A 19,521-nucleotide genomic window follows, 5' to 3' on the forward strand; every position below is an offset into this window, starting at 1 on the left:
AAGATTATCCGCCTGTATCCTATAGCTGCTTGAGCTGTTATACTGTTGTATTTTAGCATAAAAAATACAAAAGACAAGGATCGCAGTGCTTAAGGCTTTTTGGATGCAACTTGATCATAAAAGCTCCACCCCCAGCTTAAAAGCGTATTAGTTTGGTTATTTATGGCAATAGGCGTATAATCTTTTTCCTGTAACTTTGAGAATAATTTAGGCTGTTTTGTGGCATAAAATAGAAATTCAATTACCAGGCCATTCCAGAAATATGTTTCTATGCGTTTCGGCGTTCCCATCAGCTGAATAACAGCTTTTCTTTGCATCCCTGGCCTTAGTTTGCTTATATTCTCTGTATTTATTTTGGCTTTTGTTTTTGGCAGGAATGAAAGTATCTGGGGGTTGCTTAAAATATACAGGTAGATAGCGAAAGCGGAAAAAGCCGCTATGAGGATAAACTTTAATCCTTTGGCAAGCTTTTTCACTGGATGTTTTCTCCTACGCGGTATTGCATATCAACATTGCCGAAGCGCATGACTACGCAGTCTGGCTTGATCTGGGTTATAGTGCCTGCGCAGGTTTGATCATTGATATGGTAGATTATCCGGTCAATGAAAACAAATGGGCTTACCTGCGAGTAGAATATCGCGTCTATTCTGCAAGGCGCGCGCGGTTTGTCCTGCTGAGCAAGAAGAGTTTGGCTTAAAACGTCAATCCCCGAAGCCTCTTTAGCTTCAATGATATTTAAGGCGGATTCCGCCGCAAACTGGCGGGATTGTTTTATGATCTGCTGGTATTTGTATTCACAGTTTTTATCATTGGTGCCCAAAAGTTCTAATCTTTGCTCTAATGCCAACAGCTTCTGGTTATAGGATTGGATAAGGTTGTATTTGGCATTTTTTAGCGCCTCTGATATCTGCGCAGGCAGATCTGCTGATATGGAAATAAACTTAATATCCTGGGTTATTTTCTCGCATTGTCCTATTGCTTGCTTGAGCATAAGATAAGCCTCTTTTGTCTCAAGGCGTTTTTGTCCCCATAAAGATATTGCTTCGTTTTGCCGGCTTAAGGCTTCTAGCGCCGGCTTTTCTACCGATGCCAAAGAATTTTCAAAGGCGATAATTTCATTTTGTATTTGCATTTTCGGCATAAAAGCGGGCCTTTCTTCTGGCTTTTGTTCCATACGTTTTTCTATTTGCTTGACTGTCCTTTCTATTGCTTCATCAATGCGCGCCTGTCTTTCGCGCAAGGTATTGATTGCCTGCTGTTTTGCGGAAATATTTTCTACCATCTGCGGAATTGTGCTATTGAAATAATGCCAGAGAAATAGCCCTAATCCGGCAATTACGGCAAGCGTTAATAATGCGAAAATGATTTTTATCGGTTTTATCTGCATATTTTAGGCAAAAAAAGTATCACTCCTACCGCTATGGCGTTTAACGAAGTAATCAAGACTACCGCGGCAGCGATGTCTTTGATTAATTTTATCATAGGATTGTATTTTCTGGTAGCCATATCAAGCATCATTTCAATGGCGGTATTGAATATCTCTGCGACAAAAACAAGGGTTACCGCAATAAAAATGGATACAAGTTCCATTCCCTTCAGCTTAAGCATGATCCCTAAAAGAAAAACGGCGATACCTGAAAGAAAAATAATGCGCATATTGCGGTGATAGACAAACAGGTACGCTATGCCAGTTACTGCCAGGCGCATGCTTTCCCAGAAGCCGTGAAAACGAAAAATATGCCTTAATATTTTTACCCGCTTCATTTTCTTAAATACGCCTCAAGGTATGAATCGCAATAGATATGCTTGTTCAGGATTAATTCAGTGGTAATGCTTGTGTCCATGAGCTGTTTGTCTTTTGGGTCTAATATTGCCGCGTCTAATCCGTAATTGATGGCCATGGTAAGGAAGGTGCGGTTTATCAGGCTTCTAAAATGTGCCCCCTGGGATACGTTGCTTAATCCGATTATAGTTTTAGGCGAAGGCTCTGTAAGCATCTTAAACTCTTTTATAGATTCAAGTATTTCCTTCATCTGCTGTTGGGCGACATTTACCGGAAGCAGAATTGGGTCAATAAAAAGATCTTCAATGGGGAATCCCTGTTCTTGGCATGTGGATACGATAATAGCCGCTAATTCAAGGCGCTGGTCTTTATTTTGCGGTATGCCTTTTTGGCTTATGGTCAACCCGATTAATTTGGCGTTATGCTTTTTAGCCAAAGGGATAAACTTGTTAAGTTTTTCTGGATCAGAGGTAGTGGAATTAATAATAGCCGGATTTTTCATCCGGGATAACCCGGCTTCAATTACTTCAAATCTGCTTGAATCAACAGCCAGCGGCTTATCAGTGACCTGTTGTATGGCGTCTATAAGCCACTGGATATCTTCTTTGGGGTTTTTGGCGGTTGGGCCGCAATTTACGTCAAGCGCATCAGCGCCAGCTTGTATCTGCTCCAGGGCAATCCGTTGTATCAGATCAATTTTTCTCTCGCGGATAGCAGCGGCTACATTTGAGTACATCCCGTTTATTAATTCTCCCACTATGAACATTAGTTTCCTCCATACATTGCGTCAATGTAGCTTTTGACTTTTGCGATAGATTCCGGATGGCGCATTACAAGGATATTCGCCCCTGCCTGAAGCAATGAGGTGGCGGTAATTACTTCCCAGGCAACGCCTTGATCTTTTATTTTGGCCTCTTTAGTTTTCCATGTCTCTTGCCCTACAAAACAAATAAACGGGCTTGCCACTGTTTTGTCTCCGGATAGGCCTGCAAGCCTGGCGCGCTCCATAATTGAATAGGCATACTCTAAGCCGTATCCTAAAGATCCGGTAGTAGGATTGATAACTATTCTGTCCAAACTTAACCCCATATCCGAAATAAGAATATTGAGCTGTTTGGCTATATTTATGTCAATGGGAGATTCCGCGATAATATTGTGGCCATCGGCTAATGCCGCAGCGGTTAAAGTTTTGTAGTTATCTTGAGTAACGCAACCCAAAAGGCAGCGCTTGGATTTTGTTTTTTCCGAACACAGGGGCAGCATTTGGTTATCCACAGCGTCGTCTCCGCAGCCCAGGATAATAAGCGGCAGATTAGTTTCTTTTATTATATCACAAGCAAGCTTCGCCTCTTGCTCTATTTTTATATTTCCCTGGTCCGGATGCGCGGCATAAAGCCTAAGGCAAAGAAGCTGTGCCTTATATTCTTTGGCGCATTTTTTCGCCCAGGCAATTGGATCTTTCAGGCAGTTTCCGTATATGCTTAATAGCTCTTCAGGCCACTCTCTGGGAAACACATCCCAGATTTCATATGCCACAACCGGTTTATGCGGCAGAGAAGCCTCCTTAAATAAGAATGGCAGGGTTTTTTCTCCTCCCACGCTAATGGTATCCCCTATTCTTACTATCGCAACTTCGCCGGGCCATTTTTCAATCATTGCCTCTTGGGTCATAAAGATCTCCTGTTTAGTTAAATTATTTTGTCAGTTATTTGTTTTAAGGCTGTCAATGCTTGCGAATTGTTTTCAAGCGAGAAAACGCAACTAGCGTTAATGCCTATTTTTATTAATTCGGCATCTTGCGGGATGTACCCTGCGATTTGCATGCCGGTAGTATTTTTAAGTATTATATTTTCATCAGCGCAGTTTAGAAGCAGCAATATCTTTTTTGTTTTTACTTTTAATTCTTTTACCAGTTCATTTACTCTCGCGGCAGCTTTCATGCTGACCGCATTTGGGTTTGCCAGAATAATCAAACTATCAGCATGGCGCGTGGTGCGCCGGGAAAAATGTTCCAGGCCTGCTTCGTTATCCATAATGACATAGTCATATTCAGCAACTAATTTGCCCATCATATTGCGCAAGAGATTGTTCACGTAGCAGTAGCATCCCGGGCCTTCGGGCCTGCCCATAGTTAAAAGATCAAAACCCTCTTCTTCAGAAATAGCCGTGTGGATTTGGTATTCAATGAAATTCTCTTTGCTGGTTCCGGCGGGGATCTTTTCCGGATGAGAAGATATCTCTTCTAATAGCGAGCCAATAGTTTTCCCCTCTTCAATCCCAAGCGCCTGTCCCAAATTGCTATTAGGATCAGCATCTATCGCTAAGATAGACCCGGATTTTCTTTCTTTTAATATCCTGACCAAAAGCGCAGCGATGGTGGTTTTTCCTGTGCCGCCTTTTCCTGATAACGCGATTATGTAACCCATAAAATTAAAAATTTAAAATGAAAAATGTAAAATCAAAAGATAAAACCAAGAATATAATATAGTGTTAAGAAATAAAAGCTTAGAATTCAAACAAGTGTGCGTTAAATAAATATTAAAAATCTATGATAAATCGTCCTGATTCTTTATTTTCTTGTTACTTCGCTATTTTTTATGATCTTTTTAATTTTTTGTATCTAGATTTTTAAATTTTAAATCTTTTCTTATCACTATCTTTAGCCGTTTCTTATACTTCTTTGTATCTGTAGCTTTTTAATTTTGAATTGTTATTTTTCATTTTGAATTTCTCATTTTGAATTTTTCTAAGTCCGTATGCGGAAAGAATAATGCCGCCATATATTCTTCCATATATCCGGGTTGGTTAGACAGATCTATATATGTTGTTTTATTGGCTATTTCTAGAGATTTTGCTTTTGCCGGGATTGAAAAAATGATCTCCCTGGCTCCTCTAATGGAGCTGTTTCCGACAAACAGAAATTTGCCTTTTTCTAAATCTGGAAGCAGTCCTATTGCTATTGAGTCTTGAATGTCCAAATAAGTGCCAAAGCCTCCGGCAATAAAGAATTTGTGCACATCTTTAAAGGAAAATCCCATGTGTTTTATTAATGTTTCTGCCGCGGAATAAATCGCAGCTTTAGCGCGCTTAATATTCTCAATATCTGATTCGGTAATAATTATTTCTTCAGCTGCGTTGGATTGGCCCTGATGGCAGACAATAAAAGCTCTTCCCAGATCAGTATCTTTTATTTTTGAGGGGTTTTTAATCTGGATATTGCCTGCTTTGTCAATAATCCCTTTTTCCAGCATTTGGGCGATAAGCGAGATGTATCCAGACCCGCAAATGCCTAAAGCCGGCACATCCCCGCCTATTATCTGAAAGCTTGTATCAAGGCTTCTGTTATCTATGGATACTTTTTGGATCGCCCCCCGAGAAGCGCGCATGCCGCAGGATACTCCTGAGCCTTCAAAAGCCGGTCCGGCGCTGGCGGCACAAGATATCAGGAATTCTTTATTGCCAAGGACTATTTCTCCGTTTGTGCCTATATCAATCAAGAGCGAAAGGTGTTCCTGTTGGTCTAATGAGCAAGCCAGTATTCCGCTTGTGATATCCCCTCCCACATAACTTGCTACTGCTGGTATGGGCATAAGTACGCCGCGCGGATTTATAATGATACCGGCTTCAACCGCATGTATAGACGGGAAAGAATTAGCTACGGGGGTATACGGGTCACGGCGGATAAAAGAAGGGTCGGTTTTTAAGAGGATATGCGTCATAGTGGTATTGCCGGCGCAGATTATAAAGTATACATTGTTTAAGTCTACCTGGTGCTGTTGGATCAATTCCCGGATAATATCATTTATTTGCCCGGTAACAATACTGTGCAGTTTCTCTAACCCTTCAGAGTTCTTGGCAAAGATAATGCGGGTAATCACGTCACTGCCGAAACTGGCTTGCTTATTGTAACAGGCAGAAGCCCCCAATGACTTTCGGTTGTTTAGATCTACAAGCTCGCCGGTTATGGTAGTGGTTCCGATATCAAAACAGAAACCGTAATTTTTGCTTGTTGTGTCACCCGGCTCTATGTGAATAACTTCAAATATTGTTTCCCTGTAAGCAAGGGTAATTGTAATTTGCCAGTTTGAATCTCTCAGAATTTCTGCGATTTGCCTTAAAGTAGTTATGCCTATAGTTATGCTTCCAAGGTTATATTTGTCTATTTCCCGCGTTATCCTTTCCCAATCGCTTAAAGGGTCATTTGGCTTGGGCGCAGGCAATTTCAAAAATATTTTCTTAACCAGCGGTAATTGTTCAAAGCCGGTATTGCCCAAGGATATTTTAGACAGTTCTATTTCCTGGGCATCGGTTTTTTCAAAGATCAATCTTGATTGTTCCGGTATTTCTACCTGCATATCTTCTTTTACTATGGTTAAGCAGGCAAGTTTAGATACGGAAATTCCTTTATCCTTGATGATCACTTTGCATTGCCCGCAGGTGCCTTCGCCTGCGCAGGCGGATTTAATATAGTTTGCGCAGGATATTGCCGCGGAAAGCACAGTTGTCCCCTTGGGGACTTCTACTGTTTTTCCTTCAGGGTAAAAAGTTACTTTACATTTATCCATGTATTATCCAGCAGAGTAGTTCTTTAAGAAAGCTGGCAGACCCGATGCTTCTTTTGGGCCCACGGTTATTTTCCAACCGGATTTTTCTTCCAGCTCTCCGCTTAAAACTGCGACATAACCGGGTATGATCAGGTTTTTATGCGATACAGCTTTATCGGCATTAAGCTTAATAAGGGCGTTAGCTATTTTCTCCGGGGTAAATTTCTCCGCCGCCCAGGCAGTTAAGACCGACATGCCTTCCGTATCCATGCTTATTATGTGCGAGGGGATTTTGCTGGCTTCTACCTCTCCCAGGACCGTGTAATAACTAAGCGAGAAATTTGTGGTGATCATGATCGGAGATTTGACAGTGGCATTTCCTATGGTGTAGATTTTTGGTTCAATCTGAAGAGGCTTTTGCGGATCGGTATAAATATTTTGCCTTAAGGTTAAAAGCGACAGGGCCTCCCACGCAAGCGCATGTTTCAATAAAACAATACCGGAATATTTACAGATGTAGGTTGCCGCTTCCATGATTTCATCAAGGGGATCGGCCTTGTTGATAGTTACTATTGCGGGATATCCTAATAAGCGGTTTGATTTTTTAAGCGCCTGGCGGCGGATTTGGGTTAAGTCCCAGAGTTTTTCCCGGGTATTCTTATCTCCAGAATCAATAATCAGATCGTTAAGCCCTGCCTTGGCCAGGCTTTCAGTTTTAGCTGCCGCCTCTTCTATTGTTCCGGCCTTAACTACCATAGCAAGCTTGTTTTCTTTGGCTAAGGCAGCTGCTTCTTGGCTAATATTTTCATCCGGATAAATAAGCGGCTTTTGATCTTTGCTTATTTTTATAGCCTGTTCCAAAGAAGCTATGTCGCTTACCATTAAAACTATGGCCAATTTTGTATTTTTTAAAGCCGTCTGCACTAATTTGATGAAATTTTGCAGGCAGCCGGTTTGCTTTAGGGCGATTAAATTAACTTCTAATTTTTGCCCTACGCGCTCAAATACAAAACTATTTATTTTATTGATCTGATGCAATATCTCTGTTTCTTTTAAAGTGTCTTCTAATATTATGCCGATTCCGCAAGGATTGTGGAACTTTTCTTCATGCCGGAACAAGACGCTTTCATTGCCAATATCAAGTTTATTTTCGCCTGTCCCGATGGATACTAATTTTATTGGAGGCTGGGAAGATTCTTCAAGTATTTTCTTTGATTCATTGGATAAAAACGGGCACTTATCGATGCTTATCCCCTTTTTTGCTAATTGCATGGCAAAGGCAAGGCAGGTTGCGATGCCGCATTGCCGGCAATTTGTTTTAGGCAATAACTTATAGATGTCTAATCCCGAAAGCGCCATAATTAACAACTCCTTTTAAAAATGAACTTTGTTAAAGATTAAACGTGAAAAATGCAAAATTAAAATTCAAAACTAAAAATTAAATCCAAAAAATAAGTAAGATATTATTCACTGCGTGTATTTTATTATATTTGTGGTCTTTTTTGCTTTTAATTTTAAATTATAATTTTACGCTTTTAGTTTTTAATTTTTAGTTTCCTTATTTGTTTATCAAGTTAGCGAAATATCCCGCGCCAAAACCGTTATCAATATTTACTACCGTTATCCCAGCGGAACAGGCGTTTAACATGGTAAGCAGCGCCGATAGCCCTTGGAAACTGGCTCCGTATCCGCAGCTTGTGGGAACAGCAATAACCGGAGATTTTACTAAGCCGCTGACCAAGCTTGCTAACGCCCCCTCCATGCCCGCCACAACAATAATAACATTTGCCTGCTTGATTATATCAATATTAGAAAAAAGACGGTGTACTCCAGCTACCCCAACATCGTAAAGCCTTTTTACTTTACTGCCGCCTATTTCCGCGACGATGGCGGCTTCTTCAGCTATCGGGATATCTGAAGTGCCGGCGCATACAACGGCAATAATTTTGTGTTTTTTGACAGGTTTATTAAAAGTTATGAAAGCAAGCCTTGCTTCGCCGCTGTATTTTAAAGAAGGGTAGAATTTTTTAAGGTAAGAAAATTTATCCCTGTCAAGGCGGGTTAAGATGACATCTTCCTTATTCTTTAAAAGGGCCGCGGTAATTTCTTTAAGCTGTTTTTTATTCTTGCCCGGTGAATATACCGCCTCAGGATAACCCCTTCTTTGCCTTCTATTTGTATCCAGTTTTGCAAAGCCTAAATCGCAAAAGCCGGAATTTTCACAATTCATTTAGTTAATATCCTCGCAAAATCACTAAGATAATCAATACGATCAGGATAGTGCTTAATATGTAAAAATCGTTGAAATACAAAAAGTCGCTTATTCTTTCTTTTAAGCAGTATCCGCTGTAAGAAGGTTGTTTATTAAGCAGGTTTTTGTTTTTTTGGCGGTATTCTTCTACCTGATGGCGCTTAAACCTAAGGTATACCCCTGCTATTTTATAGGCAGGGATTTCGCCTTTTTCCGCCAGCTCAATAACTTCTTTTTCTGTTACTCCCAGCGCAATAGAAACATCTCTTATGGTAATAAGTTTTTCGTCAGCCATTTTTATATAGATATTGTACATTAGCCGATTGAAAAACCCGGCTAATCATCAACTTTAACAAGCCCAGACCAAGATTCGGGGTAGTCGCGGTTGATTTTGTTAAAAGAAAGGTTACTTTCCGATTTTTCCTGATGCTATCCAGGAGTCAATAGCTTTCCTGTCGAATCTCCAGCCTTCTCCTTCTTTGATTGCGGGTACTTTTCCGGAATTGGCCCATTCTAATATGGAATTTAAATCAACTTCAAGGTACCGCGAAAGCTCATCTGTATTCAGAAAATCGTGCAGCATCATGCATTTGCCTTCTAGTATCGCGCCTTCGGCCACATTTAATTTTGCCGGGTAGATATCGCCTTCTACAAGCGCTGATGGCAGAAGGGTTAATCTTTCCCTGGCGGTAATATGCCCCTTGACTTTCCCCCCAACAATAACGTTATCCCCGATTATATCCGCGCAGACAACCGCAGTTTGGCCTATGGTTAAATTTCCTTTTATTTCCAGGTTGCCTTCAAACCTGCCATTGATGCGTAAATTTACCGGTTCCTTAAAGCTTAATGACCCTTGCATTGCTGCGTCCACATCAAGGATTTTTTCTTCTTGTTTCTTTTTAAAGGCCATAACCTTACCTCCTATTTTTTATGTTCATGCGGCTGTTGCAGTTTTTCAAAAACAAGCGGTTCCGCGCGCCTTAAAACAAGAAGGACTATTAATGCCAAACAGGTTGCGAAAATAGCCCCGGTGTAAAAACCGCATCCTATTGATAATCCGATGCCAGAGACCACCCAAAGGCTGGCTGCGGTAGTTAAGCCTTTTATTTCAGTGCGGTCGCGCATAATCGTTCCTGCGCCTAAAAAGCCTATGCCAGTAATAACCCCGGCAGCTAAACGCACTGGATCAAGGGGTACTATGTCCTTATATATATCAAAAATATATATAGATGTCAACATCATAAGGCAGGAGCCTAAGCAAACCATGATATGGGTGCGAAGGCCAGCGTTCCTGCGATGGAATTGCCGTTCAAACCCGATCAGTCCACTTAAGACTACTGAAGCAGAAAGTCTGAAAAAAACCTGGAAATCTGTGACCATGATTATTTGCCCTCCTTTTTTATCCTGTATGCTAATCCCGCGATCATAGCGGCATTATCCATGCACAAAGCCTTAGAAGGAAAAAAAACTTTTACTTTTTCTTTCTCTGCCAAGCGCCTAAAGGTATCGCGTAAATAAGAATTTGCGGCTACGCCTCCTCCCACAGCAAGTGTTTTAATCTTCTTTTGGCGGCAGGCAAGCAAAGATTTCTCTATTAACGCGTCTACAACTGTTTTCTGGAAAGAATACGCCAGTTCGCCTTTGGAATATTTCTTAAGTTTGTTTTGCGTAATATAAAGGACAGCGGTTTTAATCCCGCTAAAACTAAAATCTAACGGCCTGCTGGTATTGGAGCATTTTAATTTCAAGAGGCTGTGATTTATTTCTCGCGCTTTTTTCTCAATTTCCGGTCCGCCGGGGTAGCCCAATTGTAACAATTTCGCCACTTTATCAAAGGCCTCTCCGCAGGCATCATCGCAAGTCTGCCCTAAAAGGGAAATATTTCTGAAACTTTTAACCAAAAATAAGCTAGTATGCCCTCCTGATACCACTAATGATATAAAAGGCGGCTTCAGTTTTTGGTCAGTCAATACGCAGGCGTATATATGAGCGTAAAGATGGTTTACTTCCATCAAGGGGATTCTTTTGGCCAAGCTTAAGCCTCTGGCAAAAGATAATCCCACAAGCAATGACCCCAAAAGCCCGGGTGAGCAGGTAACCGCAATCAATCCTATTTTGTCCAGAGTAAGCTTTGCGCTTTCAAGCGCGCTTCTGGCTACTGAATCAATTACTTCAAGATGTTTACGCGAGGCGATTTCCGGGATCACGCCCGCGTATTTCTTATGCCACAAAAGGCTTGAAGAAGTATGACAGGAAAGAATATCAATTCCGTCTTTAACTACCGCGGCAGAAGTTTCATCACATGATGTTTCTATGCCCAGGACAAACATTATTTAGCGATTTGTGAAACAAACACCAGTTTAAACCCTTCTCTTTCCATTTTGGGAAGTTCTTCTTCGAGCAAAACAATTGTATTAGCGCGGTCATGGCCTATGCCTATGGCGTAACCAGAAACCCTGGCCTTTGCTTTTAGTTTATAGATCTGGTTTCTTACGTAGACAGCATTATTTTGATTATCCAAGAAAACATTTCTTTTGGCAAAAGCAACCCCTGCTTCTTTCGCCTGTTTTTGGCATACAGACTTATCTGATACAAGGCTGTCTAAGAAATACAGCCCCTTTTCTTTTAGTACCCCTAAGACAACCGCCATTGTTTGCTTTGAAGCCGTAGCTTTAGAACCCATATGGTTATTTACTCCCTTTACCTCCCCCACATTTTTTAGGCTGTTTTCTATGATGTTTCTTATCTGTTTTTTGCTCATAGAGGTAACAATAGTATTGTTTTCCAGTTTATAATTGCCGTACGGTTCAAGCGGAAGATGCAGTATGGTTTCAAATTTCATAGCGCGCGCTTCCCGCGCGATAAAAGAAGAATATGGAAGATTCGGTAAAATTGCTATAGTAAGCGGGTATTTACTCAGGCCTCTTAAAGCTTCAAGATTGCTTTGATTATACCCCCAATCATCCAGGACAATGGCAATTTCGCCTTTTATCTTTTCCTGTTTGAAGGCAACAGGCGGCTTCTTAATATGAGGCCTTGCTTTTGGCTGAGGCCTTAAGAACACAAATATGATTATCGCCTGGATCAGGACTATTGCTGACAATATTATGATGATAATATTTTCTTTTTTCATTCTTATTTCTTGTATATGCTTATTGCTTTTAGAACATCAATCGCGTGGTTAACCTGTTTGTCCGGCTTAAACTCAACTTCTTGCGGTTGAGCGTTTTTCTCCAAATCTTCAAAGATCTCATTCTTTAAGTCTTCAGAGGTTTTTTCTTTATCATTATTAGAAGTTTCTTCTTCTACTACTATGTCAGGGATAATGCCCTTGTTGTGTATTTCTCTTCCAAGCGGCGTAAAATATTTGCTGGTAGTTAATCTTAAGGCGCAGCCATCCCTTAAAGGAATAACCGACTGCACAGAACCTTTGCCAAAGGACTTTACTCCAAGTATGATGGCGCGTTTATAGTCTTGCATGCACCCGGCGACAATTTCGCTTCCGGAAGCAGATCCCGCGTTAACAAGTATTACCATCGGTAAATCCACTAAGCTTGATTCTAAACGCGAAACAAACTCAAGGTTTTGTTTGTCTTGGCGGCCCTTAGTGGAAACTATTATTTTTCCTTTGGGGATAAATTTCTCACAGACCTTTACTGCCGCGTCTAAAAGGCCTCCGGGATTATTGCGCAAGTCAAGTATCAGAGAAGCCATACCTTTTTCTTTCAGCTTATCCAGGGCAGCCTGCAAATCCGCGCAGGTATTTTCTCTGAATTCTATAAGCTTGATATAGGCTATTCCATCTTCCAATATCCTGGCTTCTTTAATATCTTTGATCTTGATAATATCCCGGATAACGGTAATATCTAATACTTTCTTTTCTTTTTCGCGTAGTATAGTTAAAGTAACAGGTTCTCCGGGCTTGCCGCGCATTTTCTTTACTGCGTCAGAAAGGGTTATATCCCGGGTTAGCTCTGTGTTTATTTTAACGATGCGGTCGTTGGGCTTAATTCCCGCCTTCCAGGCAGGAGTGTCTTCAATAGGAGTAATTACGGTTAAAAGGCCTTTATCAATAGTAATTTCAATGCCTAAGCCGCCGAATTTACCTTCAGTATCAACTTTTAATTCATTATAAGAATCCGGGTCCATAAATTGGCTGTAAGGGTCCAGGCTTGAGATCATTCCCTTTAGCGCCCCGTAGATAAGCTGTTTAGGGGAAGTTTCGTTGACATACTCAGCTTTAACAATAGCCAGAGTATTAGAAAAAAGTTCGACTTGTTTGTAAAGGTCGTCTTTTTTATCCTGTTTATCCGCAGCCCAGGAGAAACAAGCTGCCGCGATAATAATTGCCGTGATTACAAATAAAAACGCTGTTAGCTTTTTAAGCATTATCCAGCCTCCGTTTTAAAAGTTCCTGGGCTATCTTAGGATTGGCTTTACCTTTTGATTTTTTCATTACTTGGCCCACTAAAAACATAAGCGCGTTGGTTTTGCCGGCTTTATAATCATTTACCGAAGCGGTGTTTTCCTTGATAACCTGATCTATTTTACTTTCCAGTTCTGACGCATCTGATATCTGAAAAAGGCTTTCTTCCTGTATTATTTGCGACGCGGGTTTCTTGGCGGCTATTGATCTGCTAAAGACTGATTTAGCGGTTAAATTAGAAATTTTCTCTTCTTCTATAAATTGAACAAGCTTGATCAGCTCTTCATTGCCGCCTGGAATCTCTAATAAATGCGGCGGGGTATTTAATTTTCCCGCCTCTTCTAATACCGGGCCAATATACCAATTAATCATAGCTTTTTTATTTTTTATCGGATATCTGGCTATTGCTGATTCGGCGGCTGCAGCGAACTTATGGCTTGCGCAAAGAATCTTAGCTTCGTATTCGCTGGTTGCGTATTCTTTCATAAAACGTTTGATTTTCTCTTGCGGCAGTTCTGGGATAGTTTCTTTTATCTTTTGGATTTTATTAGAAGCAATAATAAATGGCGGTAAATCTGGCTCAGGAAAATAGCGGTAATCCTTGGCCTCTTCCTTGCTTCTCATGGAAGATGTAGTCATGGTTTTAGCATCCCAAAGCAGGGTTTCCTGCAGGATCTTTTCCCCGGCTTCGGACATTTTTATTTGCCTTTTTATCTGGTATTCAAGGGCGTCTTTTACGCCTTTGAATGAGTTCATGTTTTTTATTTCAGTTTTTACCCCCAGCTCTTTAGAGCCTTCAGGTCGGATAGAAACATTGGCATCGCAACGAAGTGAGCCCTTTTCCATATCGCAATCCGATACTTCTAAATATTCCAATATGCTTTTTAGGGTGGATAAGTATTCATACGCTTCTTGAGGGCTGTGCATATCCGGATCGCTTACGATTTCAAGCAAGGGCACTCCTGCGCGGTTAAAATCCACAAGGCTTGAGCTGGATTTATGGATAAGTTTGCCTGCGTCTTCTTCCAGATGCGCGCGGGTTATGCCAATGCGCCTTGTCTTTCCATCAAGGGTTATTTTCAGGAAGCCTTTGCCAGCTACAGGAAGATCATACTGCGAGATCTGGTAATTCTTGGGCAGGTCGGGATAAAAATAATTCTTGCGGTCAAACTTGGTAAACTCATTGATTTTGCAGTTTAATGCCAGGCCGGTTTTTATCGCAAAATCAAGGGCAGTCTCATTTAAAACCGGCAGCGACCCCGGAAACCCCAGGCATACCGGGCAGGTTTGTGAATTAGGGCTTTTGCCGAATTCCGTGGAGCATGCGCAAAAGGCCTTGCTTTTGGTTTTTAAATGAACGTGCACCTCTAATCCAATAACTGGTTGATAGTTCATAGTTATATTTTAGGTTTAACCTTATACAGCTGTGCATCCTGTTGATATATGTAAGCTACGCGCAAAAGCATTTCTTCATCAAATGCCTTTGCCATAAGCTGCATTCCAATAGGAAGATTAGATTTGGTAAAACCGCAAGGTATGGATATAGCCGGGATCCCCGCCAAATTAGCTGAAATGGTATAGACGTCGGATAAATACATTTTTAAAGGGTCGCTTATCCTCTCGCCTATCTTAAACGCAGGCGTTGGCGAAGTAGGCGTGATGATGCAGTCGCATTCCTTAAAAACCGCGTCAAAATCATTTTTGATCAGCGTCCTGACTTTCATCGCGCGCAGATAATAGGCATCATAATAACCATGCGATAACACGAATGTGCCTAAAATAATCCTTCTTTTGGCCTCTATCCCGAATCCATCTTGGCGGGTATTTTTATACATATCCATTAGATTTGATGACGCGCTGCGCAATCCATACTGCACAGCGTCAAAACGCTCCAGATTTGAACTGGCTTCAGCGGTTGCCACAATATAATATACTGGCACGGCATATTGAGTATGCGGCAGGCTTATATCTTTTATTATCGCGCCTAAACTTTTGAGTTTCTCTTTTGCTTCTTGTATCTTTGCTTTTACTTCTGTGTCTAAACCTTGCACAAAGTATTCTTTGGGCATGCCAATCTTAATCCCCTTGATGTCCGCCCCGAGTATCTTAGTGTAATCCGGAACAGGCATATCCGCTGATGTGGAATCCATGGGGTCATGCCCGCTTATGTATTTTAGCAATAAAGCGCAATCTTCAACATTCTTGGTGATCGGGCCTATCTGATCAAGGCTGGAGGCAAAAGCGATTAATCCATAGCGTGAAATCCTGCCATATGTAGGCTTTAGTCCTACTACCCCGCAGAAAGAAGCGGGCTGGCGTATGGAGCCGCCGGTATCTGAACCTAAAGCAAAAAAAGCCTCGCCTGATGAGACTGCGGCCGCCGAACCTCCGGAAGAGCCCCCGGGAACACAACTTAAATCCCAGGGGTTATGAGTTACGCCGAAAAAGGAATTTTCTGTGGATGAGCCGAAGGCAAACTCGTCCATATTAGTTTTTAGTTCAAATATGCTGGCACCCGCTTGCTTTAATTTGCCTACTACCGTGGCGTCGTAAGGCGGCTTAAATTTATCAAGGATTCTTGAACAGCATTGCGTAAGGCTGCCTTTTGTGCAGATGTTATCTTTAACAGATATGGCAAGGCCTTTAAGGGGAAGCGTTGATTCGCCGTGCTCTTCTTGCTGGGTTTGTTGCGAGAGATCATTTCTGCGCACATAGGCGTTGGTTTTATCTCCTATAGACTTGATCCTCTGCCTCAATTCTTGATTATAATTTAAGCCAGAAGCCTTTTTCTGATGAATCAAATCTAGGATTTCAGTAACGCTTAAATGTATATTTTCCATTAGCTTATTCAATTATTTTTGCTACTTTAAAGAACTTCTCTTCTGTTTCCGGGGCGTTAAGAAGCGCCTCATCAATGGGTAATGATTCTTTTACGGTATCGCTTCTTAACACGTTATTTAAAGGCAGGATATGGCTTGTGGGGGGTATTTGGTTAATATCTGCTTTCTTTAAGGTATCAATGAAATTGACTATTCCCTCAAGCTGTATAGCTAAGCCAGAAGCTTCTTCTTGTGAAAGTTCAATGCGCGCCAGTTTCGCGGATAGTTTTACAGTATCTTTATTAATGCCCATTTTTGTCCCTGTTTTAAGAATTTTCATATTTTAACATTATTATTACCTTAAGTCAAAATAATAAAATATATAGACAAAATCCAGGAACACGCTAAAATAGTCTGCATGAAAAAGCCAAGCTTTCAACTTTCTAAAACCGGCGAATTTGTCATCACAAACTATAATCACGCCAAGCCTTTTGCCAATTTCTTTCCCGCGATAGCGGGTTGTTTTGGCATTCCCATTTGGGTTTTCTACGTTAATCGCGGGCAGTGCATCGCCAGCCTAGGCACTAAAGATAAGGACCACGCCATAATGGAGTTCTCGCCTGCCAATAAAGCCTGGCAGCATACCTCTTTGCAGGGGTTTCGCACTTTTTTGAAGATAAGCCGCGGTAAAAGCAATCTTTTTTATGAGCCGTTCCACAATGGATTCTCTAATTTGCCATATACAATAGAGAACAAAATGAAGGTATCCTCCTATGGTTTAAAAATAGAAGAAACAAACTATACTTTAGGCGTTCAAACCGAAGTAGAATATTTTACCCTGCCCAACGACAGCTTTGGCGCTTTAGTGCGCGCTGTTACCATACGCAATATCTCAAAAAGAAATCAGCATATTCAGATGTTAGACGGTGCTTCCCAGATAATACCGTTTGGAATGAATAACTGGCTGATGAAAGAAATGAGCCGCACTATTGAAGCCTGGATGGTGGTTGATAATTTAAAGCAAAAGGCCGCATTCTTGCGGCTTCTTGTTGACCCCTCTGACCGCCCGGAAGTAACCCACATAAAAGAAGGTAATTTTTATTTTGGCGCAACTGATGAAAATTCCCAGATGCTTCTTTTAGACCCGATAGTTGACCCGGATGTTATTTTCGCAGAGGTAACCGACTTCTCTTGCCCGGCATCTTTTTTGCGCGGCAAAGATTTCCTCCCGGATCTTTCAAGACAGGCTGTAAAAAATAAGATCCCCTGCGGTTTTATCCACAGCGCATTTAATCTTAAAACCAATGAAGATAAGATATTTTATTCCATGCTGGGGTATGCTTTTAACGTGGATGCCTTAAACAAGGCATTGAAGCGTATGCTCAGTCCGGGATATTTAAGCCGTAAGCGCGATGAAAATCAAGCTATTATTAGCGGCATTACTCAGATGATTGAAACAAAAAGTTCTTCCTTGGCTTTTGACTTTTATGCCAAGCAGACTTTTCTGGATAATATTATGCGCGGTGGGCTGCCTCTTACCTTAGAAACCGGGGATAAAAAGCATATTTTTTACCTGTATTCGAGAAAACACGGAGATCTGGAGCGCGATTATAATCGTTTCCAAATTCAGCCGACCTATTTCTCCCAGGGCAATGGTAACTACCGCGATATCAACCAAAACCGACGTCTTGACTGCTGGTTTAACCCGCTGGTAAAGGAAAACAATATCGTTTCTTTCTTGAATCTGATTCAAACTGACGGGTTTAACCCTTTAGTGGTTAAGGGCGTAAGTTTTCTTATCCAAGATCAGGATCTGCTTCGATCACGATTAAAATCTTTTGTGCGGGGAGAAGATGAAAAAACCCTGATTGATTTCTTTGCCAAGCCGTTTACCCCTGGAGACCTGGCTCAGCTTATACTGGAGAAGGATATCAAGCTTTTTTCTTCTTTAGAAAATTTTATCGGCCAGATACTATCTTTGTCGGTTGAGTATCAAGAGGCTGAACATGGCGAAGGTTTCTGGATTGACCACTGGGCGTATAATCTGGACCTTCTGGAAAATTATTTCTCCATGTATCCCGAAGACAAATTAAATTTATGTTTTGAAAAGAAAATCTTTACTTTTTTTGATAATAGCGAGGTGGTTAAGCCGCGCGCTGAGAAATACCTGCTTTATCACGGACAGCCAAGGCAATTACACTGCGTGGGAGTTGATTCCCATAAAAAAGAATTGATCAAAAAGCGCCATAGCCTTTCCCACGCAATGCACTCTGGATATGGAACAGCAGATATTTATACCACCAGCCTCTTTGCTAAGCTTTTGTGCTTGTTCGTGAATAAAATGTCCTCTCTTGACCCGTTTGGGGCAGGCATTGAAATGGAAGCAAATAAACCCGGCTGGTATGATGCCTTAAACGGGCTTCCGGCTTTATTTGGCTCATCATCCTGCGAGACCTTTGAATTAAAGCGCCTGATCCTCTTTTTAAAGGATATCGTGGATCTGGGGCCTAACATGAGAATACAGATTTCGGAAGAAGTAATTGATTTTATCTTTAGCCTTGACCCTATTATAAAAGAAAGCCTGCAGAGCGATTCCAATGAAAAAGACTATGTCTATTGGGATAAGGCAACCAGCCTTAAAGAGGCTTACCGTAAAAAGACCATTCTTGGATTTAGCGGAAATGATATTCAGATCTTAGCAAAAGATGTATTGCCTGTTTTGGATAATGCCTTAAAGAAAATTGACTCGGCTATTAACAAGGCCTATGATCCTAAAGCAAAGATGTACTACGCGTATTTTATGCACGAGGTAGTTGAATTTTCCCAGTTGGAGCATGGGTTTATCAAGCCGCTTAAGTTCAGGCAAATAAGATTGCCCTTTTTCTTGGAATCTCAAGTGCACGCTTTGCGATTAGCTTCTGATGAAAAGCAGGCTCGCCAATTGCATCAGGCAGTTATGAAAAGCGCTCTTTACGATAATAAACTTAAAATGTATAAGGTAAACGCCCCGTTATCTGCTATGCCTGAAGAAATCGGCAGATGCCGCGTGTTTACTCCCGGCTGGCTTGAAAATGAATCTATATGGCTGCATATGGAGTATAAGTATTTGCTTGAACTCTTAAAGCAGGGGCTTTATGATGAATTTTACGCTGATTTTAAGAATGTGCTGATCCCCTTTCTTGACCCTTTTGTCTATGGAAGAAGTATATTAGAAAATTCTTCTTTTATCGTGGGAAGCGCCTATTTTGACAAAAAATTACATGGAGCTGGTTTTGTGGCGCGGCTATCCGGCTCAACGGCAGAATTTTTGCAGATCTGGCTTTTAATCAATACCGGCAAACAGCCATTCTTTATGGATAACAAAGGCCAGCTTGCTTTACGTTTTCAGCCCGCGCTTGAGGCTTGGATGTTTGATAAAAAAACCGGCAGTTATTCTTTTAAATTTTTGAATAAAACTATGGTTACTTATCACAACCCAAAAAGAAAGAATACCTTTGGGGCAAATATGGCGCAGGTTAAGAAAATCACCTTCCTTGATAAAAATGCCAAACTTATAGAAATAGAATCATCTTTTATCTGTCCGCCTTACGCCGAACAAATCAGGTCCTGCCAAATTGGGAAAATAGACATCTATTTAGGATAATAACCAATTTACCAAATCCCAAGTTGCAAACAATATCCAATAATCAATAACCAAA

General features: G+C 41.2%; 19 protein-coding genes. 1 reads left to right on the top strand and 18 read right to left on the bottom strand.

The window, feature by feature from the left end:
- Positions 1-89 precede the first annotated feature (89 nt).
- From MUF05_02545 to gatC, 18 genes are all read right to left on the bottom strand, one after another.
- Positions 90-476: a DUF3192 domain-containing protein gene (locus MUF05_02545; GenBank protein MCU0665955.1), complete on the bottom strand. Its 387-nt coding sequence runs from the start codon at positions 474-476 to the stop codon at positions 90-92.
- A complete protein-coding gene (locus MUF05_02550) occupies positions 473-1,387 on the bottom strand; it encodes a hypothetical protein (GenBank protein MCU0665956.1) in 915 nt (304 codons plus the stop codon). Before MUF05_02550 ends, MUF05_02545 begins: the two co-directional genes overlap by 4 nt.
- Positions 1,378-1,764, bottom strand: coding sequence for a diacylglycerol kinase family protein (locus tag MUF05_02555; protein ID MCU0665957.1), 387 nt, complete (start codon positions 1,762-1,764; stop codon positions 1,378-1,380). Before MUF05_02555 ends, MUF05_02550 begins: the two co-directional genes overlap by 10 nt.
- Entirely contained in the window at positions 1,761-2,549 is a 789-nt protein-coding gene (locus MUF05_02560) for a dihydropteroate synthase (GenBank protein ID MCU0665958.1), read from the bottom strand. Before MUF05_02560 ends, MUF05_02555 begins: the two co-directional genes overlap by 4 nt.
- The gene (locus MUF05_02565; protein ID MCU0665959.1) at positions 2,549-3,454 is read right to left on the bottom strand and encodes an acetyl-CoA decarbonylase/synthase complex subunit delta; all 906 of its coding nucleotides are present in this window, start codon (positions 3,452-3,454) and stop codon (positions 2,549-2,551) included. The genes MUF05_02560 and MUF05_02565 overlap by 1 nt, the downstream gene beginning before the upstream one ends.
- Positions 3,455-3,471: 17 nt before the next feature.
- On the bottom strand, positions 3,472-4,209 hold the full coding sequence (locus MUF05_02570; protein ID MCU0665960.1) for an AAA family ATPase: 738 nt from the start codon (positions 4,207-4,209) through the stop codon (positions 3,472-3,474).
- A gap of 291 nt (positions 4,210-4,500) precedes the next feature.
- Positions 4,501-6,348 carry an ASKHA domain-containing protein gene (locus MUF05_02575; GenBank protein MCU0665961.1) on the bottom strand — a complete coding sequence of 616 codons (1,848 nt, stop codon included), beginning with the start codon at positions 6,346-6,348 and terminating at the stop codon, positions 4,501-4,503.
- 3 nt (positions 6,349-6,351) lie between these two features.
- Positions 6,352-7,686 (bottom strand): acetyl-CoA decarbonylase/synthase complex subunit gamma, encoded by a 1,335-nt coding sequence (acsC, locus tag MUF05_02580; protein MCU0665962.1) that lies wholly within the window; start codon positions 7,684-7,686, stop codon positions 6,352-6,354.
- Positions 7,687-7,885: 199 nt separating this feature from the next.
- Positions 7,886-8,557 (bottom strand): nickel pincer cofactor biosynthesis protein LarB, encoded by a 672-nt coding sequence (larB, locus tag MUF05_02585; GenBank protein MCU0665963.1) that lies wholly within the window; start codon positions 8,555-8,557, stop codon positions 7,886-7,888.
- 4 nt (positions 8,558-8,561) lie between these two features.
- A complete protein-coding gene (locus tag MUF05_02590; protein MCU0665964.1) occupies positions 8,562-8,894 on the bottom strand; it encodes a helix-turn-helix domain-containing protein in 333 nt (110 codons plus the stop codon).
- A 90-nt stretch (positions 8,895-8,984) separates the two neighbouring features.
- Positions 8,985-9,488: a polymer-forming cytoskeletal protein gene (locus tag MUF05_02595; protein MCU0665965.1), complete on the bottom strand. Its 504-nt coding sequence runs from the start codon at positions 9,486-9,488 to the stop codon at positions 8,985-8,987.
- A gap of 11 nt (positions 9,489-9,499) precedes the next feature.
- Positions 9,500-9,958 (bottom strand): MgtC/SapB family protein, encoded by a 459-nt coding sequence (locus MUF05_02600; protein ID MCU0665966.1) that lies wholly within the window; start codon positions 9,956-9,958, stop codon positions 9,500-9,502.
- Between the two features lie 2 nt (positions 9,959-9,960).
- The gene (gene tsaD / locus MUF05_02605; protein MCU0665967.1) at positions 9,961-10,908 is read right to left on the bottom strand and encodes a tRNA (adenosine(37)-N6)-threonylcarbamoyltransferase complex transferase subunit TsaD; all 948 of its coding nucleotides are present in this window, start codon (positions 10,906-10,908) and stop codon (positions 9,961-9,963) included.
- Positions 10,908-11,711 (bottom strand): divergent polysaccharide deacetylase family protein, encoded by an 804-nt coding sequence (locus tag MUF05_02610; GenBank protein MCU0665968.1) that lies wholly within the window; start codon positions 11,709-11,711, stop codon positions 10,908-10,910. Before MUF05_02610 ends, tsaD begins: the two co-directional genes overlap by 1 nt.
- 2 nt (positions 11,712-11,713) lie before the next feature.
- A complete protein-coding gene (locus MUF05_02615) occupies positions 11,714-12,967 on the bottom strand; it encodes a S41 family peptidase (protein MCU0665969.1) in 1,254 nt (417 codons plus the stop codon).
- Complete coding sequence (gene gatB, locus MUF05_02620; protein MCU0665970.1) at positions 12,960-14,399, bottom strand: Asp-tRNA(Asn)/Glu-tRNA(Gln) amidotransferase subunit GatB; 1,440 nt, start codon at positions 14,397-14,399, stop codon at positions 12,960-12,962. The genes MUF05_02615 and gatB overlap by 8 nt, the downstream gene beginning before the upstream one ends.
- 2 nt (positions 14,400-14,401) lie before the next feature.
- Positions 14,402-15,844 (bottom strand): Asp-tRNA(Asn)/Glu-tRNA(Gln) amidotransferase subunit GatA, encoded by a 1,443-nt coding sequence (gene gatA / locus MUF05_02625; protein ID MCU0665971.1) that lies wholly within the window; start codon positions 15,842-15,844, stop codon positions 14,402-14,404.
- Positions 15,845-15,848: 4 nt separating this feature from the next.
- Positions 15,849-16,163: an Asp-tRNA(Asn)/Glu-tRNA(Gln) amidotransferase subunit GatC gene (gatC, locus tag MUF05_02630; protein ID MCU0665972.1), complete on the bottom strand. Its 315-nt coding sequence runs from the start codon at positions 16,161-16,163 to the stop codon at positions 15,849-15,851.
- A gap of 78 nt (positions 16,164-16,241) precedes the next feature.
- Between gatC and MUF05_02635 the strand changes: the two genes are divergently transcribed.
- The gene (locus MUF05_02635) at positions 16,242-19,466 is read left to right on the top strand and encodes a hypothetical protein (protein ID MCU0665973.1); all 3,225 of its coding nucleotides are present in this window, start codon (positions 16,242-16,244) and stop codon (positions 19,464-19,466) included.
- The last annotated feature ends 55 nt before the right edge of the window (positions 19,467-19,521 follow it).

The sequence above is a fragment of the Candidatus Omnitrophota bacterium genome (assembly GCA_025453395.1).
Taxonomy (GTDB): domain Bacteria; phylum Omnitrophota; class Gorgyraeia; order Gygaellales; family Profunditerraquicolaceae; genus JAlOQK01.